This window comes from Shewanella sp. QJM3NY_23 (assembly GCF_056173105.1).
Window position 1 is genome coordinate 1,616,193 of record NZ_CM149657.1, and the last position, 23,898, is coordinate 1,640,090.

Annotated in this window: 21 protein-coding genes; 16 read left to right on the top strand and 5 right to left on the bottom strand. The window is 48.5% G+C overall.

Annotated elements, in window-relative coordinates; translation table 11 throughout:
* Nucleotides 1-3 precede the first annotated feature (3 nt).
* From sucC to AC0VXX_RS07440, 3 genes are all read left to right on the top strand, one after another.
* Nucleotides 4-1,170 (top strand): ADP-forming succinate--CoA ligase subunit beta, encoded by a 1,167-nt coding sequence (sucC, locus tag AC0VXX_RS07430; protein ID WP_475516578.1) that lies wholly within the window; start codon nt 4-6, stop codon nt 1,168-1,170.
* Nucleotides 1,170-2,042, top strand: a complete 873-nt coding sequence (gene sucD, locus AC0VXX_RS07435) for a succinate--CoA ligase subunit alpha (RefSeq protein ID WP_110458162.1) — start codon at nt 1,170-1,172, stop codon at nt 2,040-2,042. The genes sucC and sucD overlap by 1 nt, the downstream gene beginning before the upstream one ends.
* 321 nt (nt 2,043-2,363) lie before the next feature.
* Complete coding sequence (locus tag AC0VXX_RS07440) at nt 2,364-2,627, top strand: PepSY domain-containing protein (RefSeq protein WP_475516579.1); 264 nt, start codon at nt 2,364-2,366, stop codon at nt 2,625-2,627.
* Nucleotides 2,628-2,882: 255 nt separating this feature from the next.
* On the opposite strand, the gene fur is transcribed toward AC0VXX_RS07440, so the two are convergent.
* A complete protein-coding gene (gene fur, locus AC0VXX_RS07445; protein WP_110458160.1) occupies nt 2,883-3,314 on the bottom strand; it encodes a ferric iron uptake transcriptional regulator in 432 nt (143 codons plus the stop codon).
* Nucleotides 3,315-3,633: 319 nt separating this feature from the next.
* Between fur and cobB the strand changes: the two genes are divergently transcribed.
* From cobB to AC0VXX_RS07500, 11 genes are all read left to right on the top strand, one after another.
* The gene (cobB, locus tag AC0VXX_RS07450) at nt 3,634-4,374 is read left to right on the top strand and encodes a Sir2 family NAD+-dependent deacetylase (RefSeq protein ID WP_475516580.1); all 741 of its coding nucleotides are present in this window, start codon (nt 3,634-3,636) and stop codon (nt 4,372-4,374) included.
* 44 nt (nt 4,375-4,418) lie between these two features.
* Nucleotides 4,419-4,889, top strand: coding sequence for an ATP-binding protein (locus AC0VXX_RS07455; RefSeq protein ID WP_475516959.1), 471 nt, complete (start codon nt 4,419-4,421; stop codon nt 4,887-4,889).
* A gap of 62 nt (nt 4,890-4,951) precedes the next feature.
* Nucleotides 4,952-5,653, top strand: a complete 702-nt coding sequence (locus tag AC0VXX_RS07460; protein ID WP_475516581.1) for a Type 1 glutamine amidotransferase-like domain-containing protein — start codon at nt 4,952-4,954, stop codon at nt 5,651-5,653.
* Nucleotides 5,654-6,013: 360 nt separating this feature from the next.
* Nucleotides 6,014-7,204 (top strand): thiolase family protein, encoded by a 1,191-nt coding sequence (locus tag AC0VXX_RS07465; protein WP_475516582.1) that lies wholly within the window; start codon nt 6,014-6,016, stop codon nt 7,202-7,204.
* A gap of 116 nt (nt 7,205-7,320) precedes the next feature.
* Nucleotides 7,321-8,826, top strand: coding sequence for a CoA-acylating methylmalonate-semialdehyde dehydrogenase (locus tag AC0VXX_RS07470; RefSeq protein ID WP_475516583.1), 1,506 nt, complete (start codon nt 7,321-7,323; stop codon nt 8,824-8,826).
* 196 nt (nt 8,827-9,022) lie between these two features.
* Complete coding sequence (locus AC0VXX_RS07475; RefSeq protein WP_475516584.1) at nt 9,023-10,180, top strand: acyl-CoA dehydrogenase family protein; 1,158 nt, start codon at nt 9,023-9,025, stop codon at nt 10,178-10,180.
* A 21-nt stretch (nt 10,181-10,201) separates the two neighbouring features.
* Complete coding sequence (locus AC0VXX_RS07480) at nt 10,202-10,975, top strand: enoyl-CoA hydratase (protein WP_475516585.1); 774 nt, start codon at nt 10,202-10,204, stop codon at nt 10,973-10,975.
* A complete protein-coding gene (locus AC0VXX_RS07485; RefSeq protein ID WP_475516586.1) occupies nt 10,975-12,108 on the top strand; it encodes an enoyl-CoA hydratase/isomerase family protein in 1,134 nt (377 codons plus the stop codon). The genes AC0VXX_RS07480 and AC0VXX_RS07485 overlap by 1 nt, the downstream gene beginning before the upstream one ends.
* Nucleotides 12,109-12,182: 74 nt before the next feature.
* Nucleotides 12,183-13,082: a 3-hydroxyisobutyrate dehydrogenase gene (gene mmsB, locus AC0VXX_RS07490; RefSeq protein WP_475516587.1), complete on the top strand. Its 900-nt coding sequence runs from the start codon at nt 12,183-12,185 to the stop codon at nt 13,080-13,082.
* A gap of 4 nt (nt 13,083-13,086) precedes the next feature.
* Nucleotides 13,087-13,845: an SDR family oxidoreductase gene (locus AC0VXX_RS07495; protein WP_110458151.1), complete on the top strand. Its 759-nt coding sequence runs from the start codon at nt 13,087-13,089 to the stop codon at nt 13,843-13,845.
* Between the two features lie 216 nt (nt 13,846-14,061).
* Nucleotides 14,062-14,292 carry a hypothetical protein gene (locus AC0VXX_RS07500; RefSeq protein WP_475516588.1) on the top strand — a complete coding sequence of 77 codons (231 nt, stop codon included), beginning with the start codon at nt 14,062-14,064 and terminating at the stop codon, nt 14,290-14,292.
* A gap of 3 nt (nt 14,293-14,295) precedes the next feature.
* On the opposite strand, the gene AC0VXX_RS07505 is transcribed toward AC0VXX_RS07500, so the two are convergent.
* On the bottom strand, nt 14,296-14,685 hold the full coding sequence (locus tag AC0VXX_RS07505) for a MerR family DNA-binding protein (RefSeq protein WP_475516589.1): 390 nt from the start codon (nt 14,683-14,685) through the stop codon (nt 14,296-14,298).
* Nucleotides 14,686-14,780: 95 nt separating this feature from the next.
* Here AC0VXX_RS07505 and AC0VXX_RS07510 point away from each other — a divergent pair, with 95 nt between their 5' ends.
* Nucleotides 14,781-17,090: a heavy metal translocating P-type ATPase gene (locus AC0VXX_RS07510; RefSeq protein ID WP_475516590.1), complete on the top strand. Its 2,310-nt coding sequence runs from the start codon at nt 14,781-14,783 to the stop codon at nt 17,088-17,090.
* Between the two features lie 373 nt (nt 17,091-17,463).
* Complete coding sequence (locus AC0VXX_RS07515) at nt 17,464-19,059, top strand: ABC-F family ATPase (RefSeq protein WP_475516591.1); 1,596 nt, start codon at nt 17,464-17,466, stop codon at nt 19,057-19,059.
* 82 nt (nt 19,060-19,141) lie between these two features.
* Here AC0VXX_RS07515 and AC0VXX_RS07520 read toward each other — a convergent pair whose 3' ends face one another.
* The 3 genes from AC0VXX_RS07520 to AC0VXX_RS07530 all read right to left on the bottom strand — a co-directional run bounded on the left by AC0VXX_RS07520 (nt 19,142) and on the right by AC0VXX_RS07530 (nt 23,241).
* A complete protein-coding gene (locus tag AC0VXX_RS07520; RefSeq protein WP_475516592.1) occupies nt 19,142-20,503 on the bottom strand; it encodes a leucyl aminopeptidase family protein in 1,362 nt (453 codons plus the stop codon).
* Nucleotides 20,504-20,581: 78 nt separating this feature from the next.
* Nucleotides 20,582-21,016: a hypothetical protein gene (locus AC0VXX_RS07525; RefSeq protein WP_475516593.1), complete on the bottom strand. Its 435-nt coding sequence runs from the start codon at nt 21,014-21,016 to the stop codon at nt 20,582-20,584.
* A 308-nt stretch (nt 21,017-21,324) separates the two neighbouring features.
* Nucleotides 21,325-23,241 carry a methyl-accepting chemotaxis protein gene (locus AC0VXX_RS07530; protein WP_475516594.1) on the bottom strand — a complete coding sequence of 639 codons (1,917 nt, stop codon included), beginning with the start codon at nt 23,239-23,241 and terminating at the stop codon, nt 21,325-21,327.
* Nucleotides 23,242-23,898 lie beyond the last annotated feature (657 nt).

Genomic DNA, 23,898 nt, shown 5'->3' on the forward strand with positions numbered 1-23,898 from the left:
ATCATGAATTTGCATGAGTATCAGGCAAAATCCCTATTTGCCGAATATGGTTTACCAGTGTCAGAAGGTTTTGCTTGTGATACCCCTCAAGAAGCGGTAGAAGCGGCAGGCCATATTGGCGGTGATATGTGGGTTGTTAAGTGTCAAGTACACGCAGGCGGCCGTGGTAAAGCAGGTGGCGTTAAAGTTACCGGCGACAAAGAAGAGATCAGAGCATTCGCTGAAAATTGGTTAGGTAAGAACCTTGTGACTTACCAAACTGACGAAAAAGGTCAGCCAGTTGCTAAAATCTTAGTCGAAAGCTGCACCGATATCGCTAACGAACTTTATCTTGGCGCTGTTGTTGACCGTGCGACTCGTCGCGTGGTGTTTATGGCATCAACTGAAGGTGGTGTTGAGATTGAGACTGTGGCTGAAGAAACGCCAGAGCTTATTCACAAAGCCATTATCGATCCGCTAACGGGTCCACAGCCTTACCAAGCACGTGATCTTGGCTTCAAATTGGGTCTAAACCCAACGCAAATGAAGCAGTTCACTAAAGTGTTCATGGGTCTGGCTAAGATGTTTAACGACCATGATTTCGCACTGCTTGAGATCAACCCGCTGGTTATCACTACCGAAGGCAATATTCACTGCCTAGACGGTAAGATAGGTATCGATGGCAACGCATTGTTCCGTCAACCAAAAATCCGCGACATGCACGATCCATCACAAGATGACGCGCGTGAAGCACATGCGGCTAAATTTGAGCTTAACTATGTTGCCCTAGACGGTAACGTAGGTTGCATGGTAAACGGTGCCGGCCTAGCAATGGGTACAATGGACATCGTTAACCTACACGGCGGCAAGCCAGCTAACTTCCTAGACGTTGGCGGTGGAGCAACTAAAGAGCGCGTAGCTGAAGCATTTAAGATCATTTTGTCTGACGCTAACGTTAAAGCGGTTCTTGTGAACATCTTTGGCGGTATCGTACGTTGTGACATGATTGCCGAAGGCATCATTGGCGCAGTGAAAGAAGTGGGTGTTGAAGTGCCAGTTGTGGTTCGTCTTGAAGGTACTAACGCTGATCTCGGTCGCGAAGTATTGGCTAACTCTGGTCTTGACATTATTGCAGCTGAGTCACTAACTGACGCTGCAGTTAAAGTTGTTGCTGCTGCGGAGGGCAAATAATGTCTGTATTAATTAATAAAGATACCAAGGTCATTTGCCAAGGTTTCACTGGTGGTCAAGGTACTTTCCATTCTGAGCAAGCTATCGCGTATGGCACTCAAATGGTTGGTGGTGTTTCTCCAGGAAAAGGCGGTCAGGTTCACTTAGGTCTACCCGTATTTAATACTGTTAAAGACGCAGTGGCTGAAACGGGCGCAACAGCAACCGTTATCTATGTACCAGCACCTTTCTGTAAAGATGCCATTCTTGAAGCTATCGACGGTGGCATCGAGCTAATCGTTTGTATTACTGAAGGCATTCCGACTCTGGATATGCTGCAAGTTAAGGTTAAGCTTGAAGAGACTGGCGTTCGCATGATCGGTCCGAACTGCCCAGGTGTTATCACCCCGGGTGAATGTAAGATTGGTATCATGCCTGGTCATATTCACAAGCCTGGTAAAGTCGGTATTGTTTCTCGCTCTGGTACGCTAACGTACGAAGCGGTTAAGCAAACCACTGACGAAGGTTTCGGCCAATCAACTTGTGTTGGTATTGGTGGTGACCCAATTCCTGGTACTAACTTCATCGACGTATTGGAAATGTTCCAAAACGATCCACAAACTGAAGCCATCGTGATGATTGGTGAAATTGGTGGTACGGCTGAAGAAGAAGCGGCTGAATATATCAAAGCTAACGTGACTAAGCCTGTTGTTTCTTACATTGCTGGTGTGACTGCACCAGAAGGTAAGCGCATGGGTCACGCTGGTGCGATCATCGCTGGTGGTAAAGGCACTGCAGAAGATAAGTTTGCAGCACTAGAAGCCGCTGGCGTAACTACCGTACGTTCACTTGCTGATATCGGCAGTGCACTACGTACTAAAACAGGTTGGTAATCTTACCCACTTGTAAAAAGGCGCCTTAGGGCGCCTTTTTTTGTGGGTTATTTTTGATCTTTCAGCTTGATAACTCAGGGCTAAAGCCATTAAATGCCGGTATCTTGCCTCTGTTATGTCAGTTAATCGTGCTGTGTTTTTTATCAGGCTGTCATATAACTGTATCTATATAAAAACGCATTTTTTTGCTTCTAAAAATTATTGAACAACAAAAATTCCTATGATAAAAATTGCCGCGAAAAAGAGACGATATGATGTAAGTGGGCGTCAGATCATCGCCCCAATTAACGTGTTATCCAAATGCAATGAAGGAGAGATATTATGAAGTCGCTGTTTGGTGCAATGATAGCTTTTACTTTATGCCTTGGTGCGACTCACTCTTTTGCACATGAGAAGCCCCCCGTCGATGCTAAACCGCTTTCTGAAGTGATTAAGGCATTAGAAGCGCAAGGCTACTCGCCCATTACTGAAGTCTCTGTTAAAAGAGGCCAGTGGGAAGTGGAAGCTTACAAAGATGGGGTAGAGCGTGAACTGCGTATCGATCCCATTGATGGCAAAGTTGTTTCAGATAGATTAGACGATTAAGCCGAGGTCATGTTTGGGTAAATTTGAGCTTTAAAGTGTCAGTGACACGTTTATTGATAAGGACTGTCATGCCGAGGCTGACTGCCACCTTTAGGCATTGTCTTCTTAGGCTTATGCATTGACTCCTCAAATGTGAAAAGCAACCAATGAAAAAGGGATCCTAGGATCCCTTTTTCATATCAGCTCTTGGGCCTTGTGGCTATCAAGATAAAAGCTGCTATTAATTTAGCGATATCGCCTCTGGTCTATTAACCATTAAGCATCGCCGTGATCGCACTCATCATTAGTGCAAACACCATAGAGATAGAGGCTATGATTGGTTAATTTAATATTGTGTTTCATCGCGATCTCATCTTGACGACGTTCAATCATGTCATCGGAAAATTCGATCACCTTGCCGCAAGATAAACAGACTAAATGATCGTGATGATGTTGTGATGATAATTCGAAAACCGCTTTGCCGCTCTCGAAGTGATGCCTAGTGACAATGCCTGCATCATCAAATTGATTTAATACGCGATAAACGGTGGCTAACCCAATTTCTTCACCAATATCGAGTAGCTTTTTATATAGTTCTTCTGCACCGATATGTTGATTTTCGGGTCCTTGCATCAGTTCGAGGATCTTGACTCGTGGTAAGGTGACCTTTAATCCCGCTTTCTTTAGCGCTTGATTTCCATCTGTCATTATAAATCTCTTGATTGCAGAACCATTAGCAAAGCCAATAGAGGTTCAGTTGTTGATATTGGGAACCATTATAGGGTCTGAATTTAAAAACTTAAACCTTTGATCTTGCATATTGTTCGCTTAGGCAGCAAATAGACAATAATAGATAGTGTCGTCGTAAAAAATAATGAATTTTACACATACTTTTTATAGTGTTATTTATACTTATGCCCAATACAGCTCACCAGTGAGTTCTGGCAGGCTTACATTAAACATCCGTGTATTGACACCTGGCACCGAGTCAGTATTGAGCTAACGATAACAAGAATAAGGAAAGCAGATGTATCGGCAGATCGTGATATTAACTGGGGCAGGCATCTCTGCCGAGTCAGGGCTAAGAACCTTTAGGGATCAAGACGGGCTGTGGGAAGAACATAAAATCGAAGATGTGGCGACCCCAGAAGGGTACGCGCGTGATCCTGAAATGGTAGAGCGTTTTTATAATGAACGCTGGCAGCAGCTGCATGATGGTCATATCGAACCCAATGAGGCACATAAGGCGCTAGCCAGGCTCGAACAAGAGTTTGATGGCCAGCTACTTGTGGTGACGCAAAATATTGATGACTTGCATGAAAGGGCGGGTTCTCGCCGCTTACTGCATATGCACGGTGAGCTCACTAAAGGCCGCTGTCCGCGCTCACAACAGACCTTTCTATTAACAGATCATTTTGGGGTTAACCATACCTGCACCTGTTGCATACCAGCCCAGCGTTTGCGGCCTCATGTGGTGTGGTTTGGTGAGATGCCTATCGGCTTAGACCGTATCCAACATGCGCTCGATACTTGCGATCTATTCATTGCCATCGGCACCTCAGGGACGGTTTATCCGGCAGCCGGATTTGTCGACACGGCTAACCATCATGGTGCGCAAACCGTTGAAGTTAATATTATGCCAGCCGATCGCCACAGTCAGTTTCAATATCATCTGCAGGATAAGGCCAGCCGCATTTTGCCGCACATGGTTGATACGATTTTGCGTGGTGACAAGATTAACGATGAGCTAATAGGTGCGCCGCAGTAATGCAATTAGATATAGATCTTGATACAAGCGCCGCGCTCGATGGGATGCTGGCCAGTCAGAATGTTCAGGCTGACAAGTTAGCGATTATTATGCGCGGCTTGCCTGGCAGCGGTAAAAGTTATTGGGTTGAACAGTTTATTGCAGCGCAGCCTCCGGCAGTAGCGCAACAGATAAGGCAGCGGGGTTATTTTTCGACCGATAACTTATTTTACCAACAGGGGCAGTACCAGTTTAATGCCAGTCGGTTGAGTGAATACCATCAACGTAATTTAACCCTGTTTATTCAGGCGTTGGCACGGGGTGAGCCGATTGTTATCTGTGATAATACCAATATGGCCTATTGGGAATATATGGCCTACGACGCGGCGGCAAAGGCGCTAGGGTATCGGGTGCGTATTGTTTTAATTGGCGATCCGCTGGATGAAGCGCATCAGCAAACGTGCGCCGAGCGTAATCAGCATGGGGTGGGATTAACGCAAATTCGCGCTATGGCCAAACAATTTGAAGATTTTTAAATCGGCAAGTTTGGTGGCTGCATTGCAGCAAGAATATAACAACTGAGATAAGGACGTGCAGTTTGACGGGGAAGTTAACATTAGCGTTATTGAGCGATATTCACTGCAGCGCGGCGCAGCAAGCCATCGCCTGCGTGTTGGATACGTTAACAGAGGCACATTTGCCTAGCGCAGATCCTATTAAAGTGGGTTATCTTGCCTCTGCGCATGAGCCTGAACGGGATTATTACAGGCAAACCCAAGTGGTCTATGCTGCACTCGGCGCTGAACTTTGCTGTTATACCGACCTGCAACAAAACTATTCAGTGCCCGCATTACAGGCTTTATGCCAATGTGATGCGATTCATCTTGCTGGCGGTGACACATTTGCGTTTCTTGCGGCTTTACAGCAACGCGGTGCGATGAGTCTTCTGCAAGCTTTTGCAGCAAAGGGCGCGGCAATGATCGGCTTAAGCGCCGGAGCGATGTTAATGACGCCAAACATTACTTCAGCCTCTTTGTGTGGCGATCAAAACCAAGTGCCACTTAGCAACCTGTCGGCGTTAGGCTTATTACCCTACCAATTTGTCCCCCATGTTGATTTTAGCCAGCACGGGGTCGATATCAGCGTCGCGGCGGCTCAGCTCATTGCGTCACAAGAATTGGCTCAATATCCGCTAATTTTATGCGCCGATAGTGATGCTATGGTCTATCGAGATCAGCAGCTAATCGGTTTTGGTCAACCGTTATTGTTTGACGGTGTAGGCTTGATGGCGCTCACTTAGCGAGTACCAATAACTTTGTTTTATGCCTAGTTTTTATTGATAGCCTTTTATTTGTGTTATCAATTTAAATTATTGATTTTAAATATCATATAGTTTAACTGCCCCCCAAGATTCGCTTGCCTTTATCATGGTAGGTGTCCGCTCTTTATTTGCCACCAATCCTTTTGGCACCCACGCACATTACGCAAAAGTGTAAATCCAGACTGACAAAACCTTAGACTAAAGTTATACCATTTTGGCGAGTTAACACTTGCTTTACGTTCGCGTAAACGTCACAGTGATATTATTTGAAATTGATCACAGTTCATCACGTGTTATCAACATGTGGTTCGAGCAAAAAATACCGAGATGGAGCGGAAGATGACTAACGAGCAAACAAATCAAGATATCGTGATTGTGGCAGCTAAGCGCACGCCAATGGGCGGCTTTCAAGGCGCACTGTCGAGTGTGACATCGCCAACACTGGCGGCTACAGCCATTAAAGGCTTGATGGATTTCACTCAGCTTGCAGGCAATGATGTTGATGAAGTGCTCATGGGGTGTGTTTTGCCAGCGGGTCTTGGTCAAGCGCCGGCCCGTCAAGCCACTTTAGGCGCCGATTTGCCATTATCAGTGGGTGCCACCACAGTCAATAAAGTCTGTGGCTCTGGGATGAAAACGGTAATGTTAGCCCATGATCTAATTAAAGCAGGCAGTGCCAATGTTGTTATCGCCGGCGGCATGGAGAGCATGAGTCAAGCGCCTTACCTACTCGATAAAGCCCGCGGTGGCATGCGTATGGGGCACGGTAAAGTGATGGATCACATGTTCCTCGATGGCCTTGAAGATGCCTATACCGGCGGTGCAATGGGTACCTTTGCTCAAAAGACCGCCGATGATTTTTCTATTAGCCGTGAAGCGATGGATAACTTTGCGCTAAGTTCACTGCAAAAAGCCAATGCTGCGATTGAAACGGGTGCGTTTAAAGCTGAAATTACCCCTGTAACAGTGAATAGCCGTCGTGGCGATCTGGTTATCGACACCGACGAGCAACCTGGTAATGCACGCCCTGAAAAAATCCCCACACTGCGCCCCGCATTTGCCAAAGACGGTACTATCACGGCGGCCAACTCCAGTTCAATTTCCGATGGCGCGGCGGCACTTATGCTCATGACCCGTGAGCAAGCCGAGCAGCTAGGGCTTGAGGTGCTGGCAACCATTAAGGGTCATACCACTCATGCTCAAGAGCCGTCGATGTTTACGACAGCCCCAGTCGGCGCCATCACTAAGCTGCTCGACAAAGTCAGCTGGAATAAAGCCGCTGTTGATCTATTTGAGATCAACGAAGCCTTTGCCATGGTTACTATGCTCGCCATTTCCGAACTCGGGTTGGATGAAGCTAAAGTTAACGTTAACGGCGGCGCCTGCGCGCTCGGTCACCCAATAGGTTGCTCTGGTGCGCGGGTACTGGTCACCCTAATCCATGCCTTAAAGGCTAAAGGGCTTAAGCGTGGCGTGGCATCTTTATGTATCGGTGGCGGTGAAGCCACCGCGATGGCGATTGAAATCTAATCCATTTGCTCGGGCTAATCATCTGTTAGCCCATTGGCAAAACCTCTGTTAACTGTGTGAGTTTTTAGCTGTCACTTACATTTTTGTCTTAGTTAGAAAGATCTTAGGAAAGCAATATGACGATTGAAGTTAAACATTACATCGATGGTGAATTTACATTAGGCCAAGGAACGCAGCAGATCTCGGTAACTAATCCGGCCAATAATGCAGTGATAGCGACCATTAATGCGGCGACCCCATCAGAAGTGGAAACGGCCATTGCCAGTGCGAAACAAGCCTTTGCTACCTGGAAAGAGGTGCCGGTATCAGAGCGTGCGAGGGTAATGTTTCGCTATCAACATCTGCTCAAAGCCCATCATGATGAAATTGCCACGATTCTAGCTCAAGAAACAGGTAAAACCTTTGAAGATGCAAAAGGTGATGTGTGGCGCGGTATCGAAGTGGCTGAGCATGCCTGTAACATTGCCAACCTCATCATGGGAGAAACCGTTGAAAACGTGGCCCGCAGCATCGATACCTATAGCTATACCCAGCCTTTAGGTGTCTGCGCCGGTATTACGCCGTTTAACTTTCCGGCGATGATCCCATTATGGATGTTCCCTTTGGCGATCGCCTGCGGTAACACCTTTGTGCTTAAGCCGTCAGAGCAAGATCCGATGACGCCACAGCGTCTTGTAGAACTGTTTGAAGAGGCGGGCGCGCCCAAAGGTGTGCTGCAGCTGATCCATGGCGATAAAACGGCGGTCGATGTACTGCTGACCCATCAAGATATTAAAGCCATTTCCTTTGTCGGGTCCGTTGGCGTGGGTCAATACATCTATAAGACGGGTACCGATAATCTTAAGCGTGTGCAAGCGTTCGCCGGTGCTAAGAACCACTGCGTGATCATGCCTGATGCCAATAAACAGCAAGTGATCAATAACTTAGTCGGCGCATCGGTCGGTGCTGCGGGGCAGCGTTGTATGGCATTGTCGGTCGCGGTATTTGTGGGTGAAGCGAAAAATTGGATCCCCGAGCTGCGTGATGCCATCGCCAAAGTCAGACCTGGCTTATGGGATGATAAAGAGGCTGCTTATGGCCCCGTTATTAGCCCCGCCGCGAAAGCACGGGTGCTTAAACTGATTGCTCAAGGTAAAGCTGAGGGCGCCGAATGCCTGCTCGATGGTAGTGATTTTACTGTCGAAGGCTATGAGAGTGGTAACTGGGTCGGTCCGACCATGTTCACTAACGTGACCACGGACATGAGCATCTACCAAGAGGAGATCTTTGGTCCCGTGCTGTGCTGCATGGAAAGTGACACCCTTGAAGACGCGATTGAGATAGTGAACGCTAGCCCATACGGCAATGGTACTTCAATCTTTACCGCCAGCGGCGCTGCTGCGCGTAAGTATCAGCATAATATTGAAGTGGGCCAGGTGGGGATTAACGTGCCAATTCCTGTGCCGTTACCTTTCTTCTCATTTACCGGTTGGAAAGGCAGTTTCTACGGTGATCAACATGCCTACGGCAAGCAGGCGGTGCGTTTCTACACTGAGACTAAGACCATCACCGCGCGCTGGTTTGAGTCGGACATTTCTGATGCTGAGCATCACGCGCCGAATATGACCATAGCATTGAAGTAAGTGAGCCTTGTTCGGGAGGCTCCCGAGCTGTTTGCGTGGGGGTTAAGTTTCTGCTTAGCCCCTATGGCGTAAGGCGCTGTTTTGGCACAACCCTTAACCTTATATTCTACAATCAACAAGCAATGCACCAATATAATCAAGTCGTTAACCAACAATATAACGGCGAATAATCACAGGTGCACAAGGAGTTAATCAGATGGATTTTAATCTGAATCAAGACCAACGTCAGTTTGCCGAGCTGGCAACCCAATTTGCCAATGAAGAGTTAGCCCCCTTTGCTGCCAAATGGGATGAAGAACATTACTTCCCAAAAGAGGTGATTCAAAAAGCCGGTGAGCTGGGTTTTTGCGCCTTGTATTCGCCAGAATCGGAAGGCGGCATGGGTTTATCGCGTCTCGACTCATCGATTATCTTCGAGCAGCTATCCATGGGCTGCACGGCCACCACGGCCATGTTGACCATTCATAATATGGCCACTTGGATGATCACCAGCTTTGGCTCGCAAACGCTGCGCGATGAGTGGTCAGCGCCATTAACCACAGGCGAAAAACTGGCGTCTTACTGCTTAACTGAGGCGGGCGCGGGCAGTGATGCGGCGTCACTCAAAACCAAAGCTATTCGTGAAGGCGACGAATATGTGATCTCTGGCGCTAAGATGTTTATCTCTGGCGCGGGCGCGACCGAAATGTTGGTTGTGATGTGCCGCACCGGTGAAGCCGGTCCTAAGGGGATCTCCGCCATTGCCGTACCAGCAGACACCGCAGGGATTAGTTACGGCAAAGCCGAAGATAAGATGGGCTGGAACGCCCAGCCAACCCGTGAAATTACCTTCGATAATGTACGAGTGCCTGTGAGCAATCTGTTAGGCGAGGAAGGGCAAGGTTTTACGTTTGCCATGAAGGGCTTAGATGGCGGCCGCATCAATATTGCCACCTGCTCAGTGGGCACGGCGCAAGCGGCGCTGGAACGCGCGACCCAATATATGAACGAGCGTCAACAGTTTGGTAAGCCGATTGCGGCGTTTCAAGCGCTGCAGTTCAAGTTAGCCGATATGGCGACCGAGTTGGTCGCCGCAAGGCAAATGGTGCGTTTAGCCGCTTTTAAACTCGACAGTGGCGATCCTGAAGCGACCGCTTATTGCGCCATGGCAAAACGGTTTGCCACCGATATTGGCTTTAGCGTTTGCGATAGTGCTTTGCAGCTTCACGGCGGTTACGGTTATATCCGCGAATACCCATTAGAGCGCCATTTCCGTGATGTGCGCGTGCATCAAATACTTGAAGGCACCAACGAAATCATGCGGTTGATCATTGCCCGTCGTTTGCTCGATGAGAATGCAAACCCAATCCTGTAATTGTGACCAAGGAGACTAAGAATGAGTGCCATTATTGAAACCATTGTTGGCCACACGGCTATCTTGACCATGAACAATCCGCCTGCAAACACGTGGACGGCTGACAGTTTACAGCTGCTTAAGCAAAAAGTGAGTGAACTTAACGCCAACAAAGATATTTACGCGTTAGTGTTAACGGGTGAAGGCGACAAATTCTTTAGTGCAGGCGCCGATCTCAAACTGTTTGCCGATGGTGATAAAGGTAATGCGGCTACCATGGCCAAACACTTTGGCGAAGCGTTCGAAGCCCTCAGTGGTTTTCGTGGTGTCTCGATTGCCGCAATCAACGGCTATGCCATGGGGGGCGGTCTCGAGGTGGCGCTTGCCTGTGATATTCGCATCGCTGAAGCGCAAGCTGTGATGGCATTGCCTGAGGCGACTGTCGGCTTACTGCCTTGCGCGGGGGGCACGCAAAATCTCACCGCCTTAGTCGGGGAAGGCTGGGCTAAGCGAATGATCTTATGTGGTGAGCGTGTCGATGCCGACAAAGCGTTGCAACTGAGGTTGGTCGAGGAGGTCGTGGCTAAAGGTGGCGCGCTCGATGCTGCAATGACGCTGGCGGCCAAAGTGGCCAACCAGAGCCCAAGCAGCGTGACTGTATGTAAGCAGTTGATTCAAGCGGGCCGTTCTATGCCACGCACTCAGGCACTGCCGCTGGAGCGAGAATTATTTGTTGGCCTGTTTGACACCCAAGATCAGGCCGAGGGGGTTAATGCGTTTTTAGAGAAGCGCCCAGCAAAATGGACCAATAGCTAATGAGTATTGAGCAAAGTAATAGCGTGATATTTCAAACCTTAGGCACCTTATCGGGCATGCAGGTCGGGGTGGCCACGCTGAACATGGAAAAGGCGCTTAATGCGCTCAATATGGAGATGATCCAGGCGCTGACGCGTCAACTGACTGCGTGGGCACAAGATGATGCCATCGCCATGGTGGTGTTAGATGGTGCCGGTGAGAAAGCCTTTTGCGCCGGTGGCGATGTGCGCGCCCTGTATCACGCCTCTAAAGAGACGCCGGGTGAAGTGACCGACATGGCGAGGGTGTTTTTTACCGACGAGTATCATTTAGATCATCTGCTGCACACCTTCGATAAACCGGTTTTGGTGTGGGGCGATGGCATAGTGATGGGCGGCGGCCTCGGACTCATGGCTGGCGCCAGTCATCGCATTGTCACCGAAAAATCGCGCATCGCCATGCCAGAGGTGACCATTGGACTTTACCCTGATGTGGGGGGCAGTTATTTCTTAAATCGTATGCCTGGCCATATCGGCCGTTTTCTCGGCATGACCGCTTATAACATGAATGGTGCCGACGCCTATTTTGTGGGGCTGGGCAATCATTATTTGAATAGTGCCGATAAAGAGCCCTTATTGGACGCGCTGTCGAGCGTGGACTGGGAAGCCGATATTGGTGCCAATCATACTAAACTCAATGCATTAATTGAGGCGATGTCGGGTCGCTGCGCTATCCCGATGGGATCCAGCACATTGGCCGATAATCAAGGGTTAATTGATGAGTTAATGAGCGGTGATTTAGCCCAGATCATGGCCAAAGTGACAGCGGCGCAACATCAGCTACCTTGGCTTGAACGGGCGATTAACACCTTATTGGCGGGCAGCCCGCTGAGTCTGCATCTGGTGTATGAGCAATCACGTTTAGGCACAGAATTATCACTTGAACAAGTGTTTCAGTTTGAGCTCGGATTGAGCTGCAACTGCTGCGCGATAGGCGATTTTGTCGAAGGGGTGCGCGCATTGCTTATCGATAAAGATCGCCAGCCGCAGTGGAAGTTCGCCAGTGTTGACACTGTGCCAGAGGCGGCAGTATCAGCGCTGCTGACGTCCCCTTGGGCAGCAGCAGAGCATCCGCTCGCCACATTAGGCCAATAATGGCCCATAAGGTCGATGGGGGGATTCCCCCGCGACCATTACCCTATCAACTTAGCCCCTAAAAGGAGCGAAATATGAGTACGGTTGCATTTATTGGTTTAGGTAACATGGGCGGCCCAATGGCGGTTAACCTAGTAAAAGCGGGTTTTACCGTTAAAGCGTTCGATCTGTCTAAAGATGCGCTGCATCATGTGAGTGAGCAAGGCGCCATCCCTGCGCCCAGTGCCTGTGCAGCTGCGGCATCAGCCGATATCGTGGTCACCATGTTACCTGCAGGCAAGCATGTGCGCGCCTTATACCTTGGCGACGATACCAATAAAGGGATTATCGACGTGGTTGGCCAAGGTACCTTATTAATCGATTGCTCGACCATTGATGCCCAGAGCGCGCGTTTTGTTGCCGAGCAAGCCAAAGCTAAAGGGTTAGAATTTATCGATGCGCCCGTATCGGGCGGTACCGCTGGCGCGAGTGCTGGCACGCTTACGTTTATCTGTGGTGGCAGCGACAGTGCCTTTGACCAAGCCCAAGGGGTATTAAATGCCATGGGGGCGAATATATTCCACGCAGGCGCCGCTGGCGCTGGGCAAGTGGCTAAGATCTGCAACAATATGTTGCTGTCGGTCTTAATGGTTGGCACCAGTGAATCATTACAGATGGGGATAGATCATGGTCTTGATCCACAAGTGCTTTCTGAGATCATGAAAGTCAGTAGTGGTGGTAATTGGGCGCTAGATAAATATAATCCCTGTCCAGGTGTGATGCAAAGCGTGCCGTCATCGAACGGTTACCAAGGCGGTTTTATGGTGGATTTAATGGTAAAAGACTTAGGCCTGTCGCAAGAAGCGGCGCTGCTGTCTAATTCCAGTACCCCGATGGGCTCCTTGGCACGCAGTTTATATGTCAATCATGCCCGCCAAGGTAACGGTAAGCGTGATTTTTCGAGTATTTTTGAGCAGTTTAATAACAAAGGGTAAGTTGATGGATTTAAAAGATAAGGTAGTCGTCATCACAGGTGGCGCAGGCGGACTTGGTTTTGCGATGGCACAAGAGTTAGCGGCTGCTGGGGCGAAATTGGCGCTTATCGATGTCGATCAAGAAAAACTCGAACGCGCCTGCGCCGATATTGGCGCGGCGACCGAAGTTCAAGGTTACGCTTTTGATATCACCGATGAAGAAGATGTCGTGGCGGGGTTTGGTTACATCTTAGAAGATTTCGGGCAAGTAAATGTGTTAATCAACAATGCTGGTATTTTGCTCGACGGCATGTTGGTCAAAGCCAAAGATGGCAAGGTGACCGACCGTATGTCATTTGCGCAATTCCAAGCGGTGATCAATGTTAACCTGACAGGTTCATTCTTGTGTGGCCGTGAAGCGGCAGCCGCCATGATTGAATCACAGCAGCAGGGCGTGATCATCAATATCTCTAGTCTTGCTAAGGCCGGAAATATTGGTCAAACCAACTATGCGGCGTCAAAAGCCGGTGTAGCTGCGATGTCGGTTGGTTGGGCGAAAGAGCTCGCGCGCTATAATATTCGCAGCGCAGCCGTAGCGCCAGGCGTGATAGAAACCGAAATGACAGCGGCCATGAAGCCAGAAGCGCTTGAGCGTCTTGAGAAGATGGTGCCGGTTGGCCGTTTAGGTCAAGCGAGTGAGATAGCCTCGACGGTAAAATTTATCATCGAAAACGATTATGTGAACGGCCGAGTATTTGAAATCGACGGTGGCATTCGTATTTAAGCTAAACGTCTTGATACACCAAGCAAAACGGGCATACGCCCGTTTTTTGTTGGCGGATTTCATCAATGGGCTAAATGAGTGATACTTAACTAGCTTGTTCAGTCATAAACGTCATATACGTCGCAGAGAGTTTTGATATTCGTCAGCGATTATGTGAGCAAGATTTAAATACCTTGTACACTGATATATACGTCATATAGAGGTTAGGCAGAAATTATGTGGATAGAAAAAGTGGCTAAGCAGTTGATGTTACTGGTTGGCATTGTGGGTGTGTTAGTGATTTACAGCGGCTTCTTTTATCTGTTGTTTCAGCCACAAGGGCCGCAGTTACCTTGGTATATTTTGATTTCTCCTTGGTTATGTATCTATTTTGGCTTAAACACGCAGCAACAGCGCAACACCCAACGCTGGTTAATGCAAAAGTTACCGTTTAAGCGTTCAAATTAAGCGCTATTTTTCGCTTAAGCCCTTTAAAATGGCACAGTCTGGTTGGGCGCCGCCTGCGCAGTGATCGATCAAGTCACTCAGTTGTTGTTTCAGTTGACTCAGTTGCTCGATGCGCCGGTTAATCTCAGCAAGATGCACATTGGCAATGCGCTTGACATCTTCGGCGCAGCGGCCGGTATCACTTTTTAAACTCAGTAGCGCGCGGCAATCCTCTAGGCTGAAACCGAGCTCGCGGCAGTGGTGCAAAAAGTGCAATTCATCCACTTGAGCATCGCGATAATAACGGTAACCATTATGGCCGCGTTCGGCGCACACTAAGCCAATATCGTGATAGTAGCGGATACTTTTAACCGATAAGCCTGTTAGTTTTGCTGCCTCACCAATATTGATCATATTTAACCCCACACATTGACTCTCCCATTAGGGGAGACATTACGCTTGATGGTAGAGAAAGACAAATTAGTATCCATCACAGAGGAGTCATACCCATGGATAAACTCACCTTTTATGTGCCGACCATGAATTGCGCCAGCTGCGTAGCCAAAATTGATAAGGCCATGGCGGCGTTAGCTAGCGATGGTGAGCAGGTCGAGACATCAGTCAACCTTGCCGATAAACAGGTGACAGTGGTGGGTATATCCCAGGCGCAGCGGGTGGCTAGCGCGTTAGCAAACGCCGGTTATCCGGGCCAGCAAGTGATCGACCAGCAGTTAGCGATCAAAGAGCGGCAAGAAAATGAGCGTAAGGAGTACCGCACCCGGTTATGGCAATCTATGGCAGGGCTTGCGCTCGGTGTGCCTATGATGCTGTGGGGATTGTTAGGTAATGAGATGATGATCAACAGCCCCGCACAGCAAGTAGGCTGGGGGATCATGGGGGGGCTCACCTTAGTGCTGCTTATCACCACAGGTGGGCACTTTTATCGCGGCATGTACAGCGCGCTTAAGGCAGGCAGTGCCAATATGGATACCCTTATTGTGTTGGGCACCAGTTCGGCGTGGCTCTATTCTATGCTGGTGGTTGTCATACCCCAGTGGTTCCCAGCCGACACCCGCCATGTTTATTTTGAGGCCAGTGTGATGATTTTAGGCTTAATCAATTTAGGCCATGCGATGGAGCTGCGCGCACGCGGTAAAACCAGTGAGGCGGTCAGTAAACTGATTGGCTTGCAAGTGACCAGTGCCACTCGGGTGACAGATGATGGCGATGAAATTGTCGAGATTAGCGCCATTAAGATTGGTGACAAGTTGCGCCTTAAACCTGGTGAGCGTGTGGCACTGGACGGTGACGTGCTTGAGGGACAGGCACTAATTAACGAAGCGATGTTAACCGGTGAGCCTGTGCCAGTAGAGAAGCAGCAAGATGATAAGTTAAGCGCTGGCACGGTTAATGAAAACGGCAGCCTAATTTACCGGGTTACCGCAAGGCAACAACAGACTAAACTGGCAAAAATTATTGAACTGGTGCAACAGGCGCAAACCTCGAAACTGCCAATAGGCAGGTTGACCGATAAAATTGCTGCCTATTTTGTTCCTGTGGTGGTGTTGATCGCCATTGTTGCCGCCATAGTGTGGTTTGTGGTGGGGCCAGCTCCCCAGTTGAGCCACGCGCTGGTGGTATTAACCACGGTACTGATTATTGCCTGTCCCTGTGCGTTAGGGCTAGCGACGCCGATGTCGATTATGGTCGCGGTGGGCCGCGCGGCGCAGATGGGCGTGTTACTTAAAAATGGCGAGGCGCTGCAAAGTGCCAGTAAAGTCACCACTGTGGTGCTTGATAAAACTGGCACCATCACCCAGGGCAAGCCTGCAGTCACCGATGTGGTCACAATCGCCAAGATGACCGGTGACAATCAGCATACTGGCAACCAAGGTGTCGATAATGAGGCGCCAAGTCCTCTTAGTGAAGATAAGTTAATTGCCTTGCTGGCCAGCGCGCAGCAGCGCTCACAACACCCCTTAGCGGCGGCCATGATCACAGAGGCGAAACGCCGTGAATTAGTGCTTGGTGAGGTCGATAGTTTTGACAATATTACCGGCCAAGGAATTGTGGCCAAGGTGAGTGGCCATACATTGGTGGCTGGTAACCTTAAGTTAATGCAAGCAGAGCAGATCAGCGATATTGAGTTAGCTTCACGCCATGTCAGTGATTTTGCCCAAGTAGGAAAAACGCCGATTTATTGTGCCATAGATGGTCATCTACAGGCCGTAGTGGCGATTGCCGATCCCATAAAGGCCGATGCTAAAGCAGCAGTGGCAGCCCTGTTGCAACAAGGAAAAAAGGTGGTACTGCTCAGCGGCGATAATCAGCACACCGCAACAGCTGTAGCGCAGCAGGTGGGTATTAGCGATGTTATCGCCGAGGTGAGTCCAGAGCAAAAGCTGGCGCTTATCGAGGAGCGTCAATCAGAGGGCGAAGTGGTTGCCATGGTGGGGGATGGCATTAACGATGCCCCTGCGTTAGCCAAAGCCGATGTCGGTATTGCCATGGGTAGCGGTACGGATGTGGCGATAGAGAGTGCTGATGTTACCTTGTTGTCAGAGCGAGTCATGGCCTTGGCCGATACCTTTATGCTGGCTAACGCCACGATGAACAATATTAAGCAGAATCTGTTTGGCGCCTTTATTTATAACACCTTGGGGATCCCCGTTGCCGCTGGCGTCTTGTTTCCGTTCACGGGCTGGTTACTTAGCCCTGTGGTAGCTGGCGCGGCGATGGCGCTGTCTTCTTTGACTGTGGTAACCAATGCTAATCGGTTACGAGGACTGCGTTTAGGGGCCAATAGTCGCGACAAATAGAGGTTGGTCTGAGCTGCCTTGCGTCAGTCGAGTGGGGTGTTATGGTTTTAGTCACGGTCAACACTCTCTTCGGGCTGGCTTGGTTGTTGTTAGCCATGACACTGACCTTCAGCTAATCGCTAATATCGCTTAACACTGAGCCATGACGTAGCTTGGCTACGTCATGGTGTCGATATTTTATGCGACTTTTCTGGGGAAACTTTAGGGTTGTCATTGCTAATTACCGCCTAAATCGCTATAGTATCGCGCTTTAATTTGTCCCTTTTAGCGCGGTGTATCCTCACTGCATCCTTGACTGAGTGTATCCAGTCAGTTTGGGTATCAGATGGTCACCATTGGCAGCGCTTCGCTTAACTAATTTCGGAATTTCACATTGATCACAACAGCTAATATCACCATGCAGTTTGGCTCTAAGCCGCTGTTTGAAAACATCTCAGTCAAATTTGGCGGCGGCAATCGCTACGGTCTTATCGGCGCTAATGGTTGTGGTAAATCAACCTTCATGAAGATCTTAGGCGGCGAGCTTGAGCCTACGTCGGGTAACGTATCGCTTGATGTCAACGAGCGTCTAGGTAAGTTAAGCCAGAACCAGTTTGGTTATGAAGAGTTCAACGTGGTTGATACTGTGATCATGGGCCATGCTGAGCTGTGGAAAGTCAAGCAAGAGCGTGACCGCATCTACTCTTTGCCAGAAATGAGTGAAGAAGATGGCATTAAAGTGGCTGAGCTTGAGATGGAATTTGCTGAGATGGACGGTTATACCGCCGAATCTCGCGCCGGTGAATTATTGCTGGGCGTGGGGATTCCGCTTGAGCAACACTTTGGTCTGATGAGTGAAATTGCTCCTGGTTTCAAACTGCGTGTGCTGCTTGCTCAGGCACTGTTTAGTGACCCAGATATCTTGCTACTCGATGAGCCTACCAACAACTTGGATATCGACACCATTCGTTGGTTACAAGAGATGCTCAACCAGCGTAACAGCACCATGATCATCATCTCGCACGATAGATATTTCTTAAACTCTGTCTGTACTCACATGGCTGACTTGGATTACGGCGAACTGCGTGTTTATCCGGGTAACTACGATGAGTATATGATGGCGGCTAACCAAGCTCGTGATCGTTTGATGTCTGATAACGCTAAGAAGAAAGCACAAATTGCTGAACTTCAAGGCTTCGTTGCACGCTTCTCGGCTAACGCATCTAAAGCTAAACAGGCGACTTCACGTGCTAAGCAGATTGATAAAATTAAGCTTGAAGAGGTGAAAGCCTCAAGCCGTGTGAATCCATTTATTCGTTTCGAGCAGGAAAAGAAACTGTTCCGTAACGCATTAGTGGTTGAAGATTTGGCTAAAGGTTTCGAGAATAACCCGCTATTCAAAGGCGTTAACCTGATTGCAGAAGTGGGTGAGCGTATTGCGGTACTGGGTGAAAACGGTGTGGGTAAGACCACCATGTTACGTACCCTTATCCATGATATTCCACAAGATGAAGGTACCATCCAATGGTCTGAAAACTCAGCCATCGGCTATTATGCCCAGGATCATGAATCTGATTTTGAAAACGACATGACTTTGTTTGACTGGATGAGCCAGTGGCGCAAACCAGAAGATGACGATCAAAGCGTTCGTGGTTACTTAGGCCGTATGTTGTTTGGCTCTGATGACATCAAGAAGTCAGTCAAGGTGTTATCAGGTGGTGAAAAGGGCCGTATGCTATTTGGTAAACTCATCATGCAAAAGCCAAACATCTTGGTTATGGATGAGCCAACCAACCACTTGGACATGGAATCGATTGAATCGCTCAACAATGCGCTAGAGATGTATGAAGGCACATTGTTGTTTGTCAGTCACGACCGCGCATTTGTATCATCACTCGCCACCCGTATCATAGAGATCACCGCCGATGGCGTGAACGATTTCAGAGGCACTTACGATGAGTTCTTGCGTAGCAAGGGTGTCGATGCTTAATCGCCGCTAACCCCCATTGATAAAAAAGCCCAAGGCAATTACATTGCCTTGGGCTTTTTGTTGGTTGGCTGTTTTAAAACGGCTATTTAGCGAAACGTTGTGCTAGATATTCAAACACCGCTCGAATACCAAAGGCTTCACCACCAATGGGGCGACCGGGTAAGGTGCGGTTGTTCCACGCCATGACATCAAAATGGCTCCAGCTTATCTTGTCATCCACAAAGGCTTCAAGATACAAGGCGGCGGTGATCGCGCCGCCAAAAGGCGTCTTACCACAGTTGGCTAAGTCGGCAATATCGCTGCCAGTAAGATCAAAGTAGGCTTTATGCAGCGGCATGCGCCAGACGGGATCTTCAACCTTAAGTCCTGCGGCGGTAATACCTGCAGCCACTTCGTCATCATTACTAAAGAAGCCTGGTAATTCAGTACCTAAGGCGATACGCATGGCGCCGGTTAAGGTGGCAAAGTCGATCAACAGATCGGGCTTTTCATCGCTGGCATCGGCAAGGGCATCACATAAGACTAAGCGGCCTTCAGCGTCGGTGTTATCAATCTCAACGGTTAAGCCTTTACGGGTGGTGATCACATCGCCTGGACGAAATGCATTCGCCGAGACCGCATTTTCCACCGCGGGTACCAGTACGCGCAGGCGCACAGGCAGGTTACTGGCCATGATTTGATGGGCTAAACCAATCACATGCGCCGCGCCGCCCATATCTTTCTTCATCAAGCGCATGCCTGCACCGGGTTTAAGATCTAAACCGCCCGAGTCGAAACAGACCCCTTTACCCACCAGTGTTACTTTAGGCGCATTTTCATCGCCCCAGGTTAAATCGATAAGCCGTGGCTGGTTGTCACTGGCGCGGCCAACCATATGGATGGTGGGGTAGTTTTGCTCAAGCAGTTCATCACCGATGATTTGCGTCACTTGGCCGCCGAACTCTTCAGCCAAGGCCTCCATGGTGTCGCCCAAATCTTGTGGCATCATGTCGGCAGCAGGGGTGTTAACCAGATCGCGCACTATGGTCACCGAACGTACCAGTTTTAATGTACTGGCGACCAAAGCGGCATTATCAATAACAAGTTGAGGATACTGTTTATCATTTTTCTTGTAACGATCGAACTTGTAAGCCCCTAATGCCCAACTGAAAGCCGCGACTTTACACTGGGCTTCGCTGGCATCGAGGTAGTACTGATTGGCGGGCAGTTGGTTGACGATATCGCCGCAAACCCAGTAGGCATCGGGTGAGTCGCTGACATAAACAACCTGTGCTAGCTCTCCGTCTGCGGCGGGGATAAGGCTTAATCCTTTGCCTGAAAACTGGGTGGCCTTCAGCCAATTTTGCTGTGCTGCTGGCAATTGTTCATGCCATTGTGAAAAATCTTCAGTTGAAATTATCGACAAGGGGATGCCGTTGGAGCCAGTTATAAGTAGTGGAGTCATTGGGTATCATCTTATTTGAGGTCAAAAAATCAATTAAGATTATCACGCTAGCGCCACAAGGTGAATGTGGCGGGTGATTTACTGCGGGGTATTGCTGGCTTTTTCTACGACGTGTATATCACGTTTATGCTGTTGGGCCACACGGTTAAGTTGGGCCTTTCGCTCTGATAAATTATTGAAAGAACTGGGCAGTATCTCAACGCCCACCACCTTAGCCAGTTTTACCACTAACGGAATAGTGATTGGCGCAAAGGGTAACACGGCAAAAACGCCTAAACCTAGGCCCTTAATAAGATCGGCTAATTGTCTATTGGCTAGCTTTAACTCATCTTTACTCGCCTGTTTACGAGTGTAGCGTTTGTAGGTCACCAACATCTCTTTGGTTTCCTGCTTTTCTTGTGACAGGGCATCTTTAAGTACCAGCATGTCGCGTTTTAAACGCAGACCGACTCGACGTCGACTGATGTGAAATACTCTAAAGGGGGCTTTATGTAATTTGCGGTAAATTTTCATAGCGTGATTGTCTCATAGGGCAATCATGACACCTACCTTTATCTCTGCTTTATAGGGCATTTTTTGGCGTTATCTATGATACAAACCGTTTATTGTCATCACGTAATAATGTATCGCTTAAATGAATATCGCTGGGTAACGCAGGCAAAGTTAAGTAGGTAGGCGTTCGCTCATTTGTTTAAACAGGTTTTACTTACTTGTTTCAATGGGCTTTGTTTAGAGATGCTGGCAGTGTGATCCTCGTAGAAAACTCTCCCGTTATGTGTTGGTACATAACGGGGGAGTTGATTTAGGTCGCAACAAAGGGGTTACACGCGAAAACGCGCCACTAAAACCTGTAATCCGGCTGCCAGTCTGGCCAGATCGTCACACGCCTGTGCGGTTTGCTCTACCGATTGGCCGCTTTGCTCTGCAATATCACTAATAGTGGTAATGCTGCGGTTGACCTCTTCTGCGGCCAATGATTGTTGCTCTACGGCGGCCGACACTTGGATATTCATGTCGTGAATCGCCTCTACCGACTGGTTTATCTCGTTGAGTGTACTTTGGGTGCCCGCAATTTCAGTGACGGCATCATTACTCTTTTGGCTGCTACGTTCCATAACGTTGACCGCTTCTTGAGTGCCGCTTTGAATACCTGCGACCATCTGCTCGATTTCACCCGTCGATTGCTGCGTGCGCTGGGCTAGGTTGCGCACTTCATCGGCCACCACGGCGAATCCTCGGCCCGCTTCACCCGCGCGCGCGGCTTCAATCGCGGCATTGAGGGCGAGTAGGTTGGTTTGCTCTGCAATATTACGGATCACCTCAAGGACTTGTTCAATGCTGCTACTTTGCACTTGTAGATCGCGGATGGTTTGCGAGGCTTGTTCCACTTCTGCCGCGAGCGAGTGAATCGCATCGACGCTGCGCGCAACCGTGCGATTGCCCTCTAAGGCGACTTCAGTGGTCGATTGCGCATTTGCTGCCGCGTTATGGGTATTGCCCGCTATCTCTTGGATAGAGGCGGCCATTTCGGTCATGGCGGTGGCCACTTGAGTGGTTTGGTCACGCTGGGTCACTACACCTTGGCGGGTTTCCCCAGCCACTGCCGATAACTCTTCTGTGGCGGCGGCCATTTGATTTGTTGAGTCGGCGACTTGCTGTACCAGCTCTTGAATTTTAGAGATAAACAGGTTGTAGCCTTTGGCTAAATCACTTAATTCATCTTGACCGCTCTCATCTAGCCTGCGGGTCAGATCGCCTTCACCTTCGGCGATATCTTGCAGGGTCGTGACGGTTAATCTCAATGGTCTAATAATGGTTTGCGACAAGCCGTAAGCAATAAACATGGCAAATGCAATGGCTGCGATTGCCATGATGATGACGAAATTGCGCGTATTACTGGCAGAATCAGCATAAAAGCTTCTGTCCATAGCAATTTCAACAACTGCAATAGGTTTACCAGAGAAGTCATTAATACTTCTGACCAGTGTTGCCCATGGGCGGCTTTGGCTATTATTTTGGCCAATAACGGTTTGGCCATTCCACGCTGCTAAGATAGCGTCTTGACTGACGAACGATTGCCCATTAATGGTTGAGGCTAACACTTTGGTGCTGCCATTGTTGACGGCATGAATCGCAATATCCACATTGCTACCAAATGCTTGGCTAAATCGGCTGGCGAACTCTTGAGACAAGTTAAGGCCAAACTCAATAGACCCTGTATGTTGTCCTTCGAAGCTCATCGGTACTAAGCCGCGGATCCCTATGCCTGCAACGCCACCGTCCATGCCTCTAACGGGTTGACGTGAGCGATTCACTTGTACAATTGTTTCGCGCAAATTGGACAGGTCGTCACCGTATTTGTCTAGTTTATGCAAGCGTAAATAAGAGGTGGCAGGGGCAGTATGAAACTGAAATTGCGCTACGCCATAGTGCTGTTTAAGCACATCAAAAACGGGCTTGAATTCGCGGGTAAGCTCAGCACGGTTGCCCTCTGCAAAGGCTTGTTTTACCGATGGTTGATTGGCGACAATCGCGCTCATGGCTTCGGCAAACAGCGCCTGAGTGTTAATTTGCGAGCTGGCGGCGCCATAGAGGCTCTCCATTTCCCGTTTCTCTGCTTCTGAGATCAATTGATTAGAGTTGACTAAGTAAAATATCGCCATAATGGCGACAGTCAGCGCCACTAAACTGGTAAAACCGCCCGCCAGACGAGTTCCGATGGTAAGATTTCTAAACACTTGTTGCCCCTTTACTTTTTTTATTTGCAGCCCGTGTGGCAACAAATCAAATTGAGATGGTTACATAATTAAACACGACGAATTCCCTTCTTTATGTTTATGAGTTTGCTTGTTCTCGAGCTGGCGTCATTTTTGGCTCTTGCATATATAGCGACAATTTTAAGATAAAGTTGATCTAGAACAAGGAACTTTACCTATAAAAATGCCCGATAGTGGTTACGCTTACAAATAAGCGCTACCTAGGCTAATTTTTGCTAACACAGTTAACATTTTAGTTGCCTTTGATTACCGTTATTGTATGTTTGCATGCTGAGTATAGTTAATGCTGTTACGGTTGCCGCAAGCATTTTACAGAGACTCATTTTGGATTAATAGCGTCTGCATCTCACAATTAATAAATACTTGTAACAATCTTGCATTGAAGTTTTAGGGGCTATTTATTAAGCTGTCTTTAACGCGCAAGGTTTATCATGGTTTTACACATCTATATCATCCCAATATAGCCAATTGCTTTTAGTTAGTGTTTAATTTATAAGTTTTATCGTTATGAAATAGTAAGGTTTTTATTTTTAATCTTATTGTTTTATTGCGTTCGGTTTACCCTTTTTATCAGTTGCCTATTTTTCGCTTTATTGCCATGATAATGGCCGCTCAATC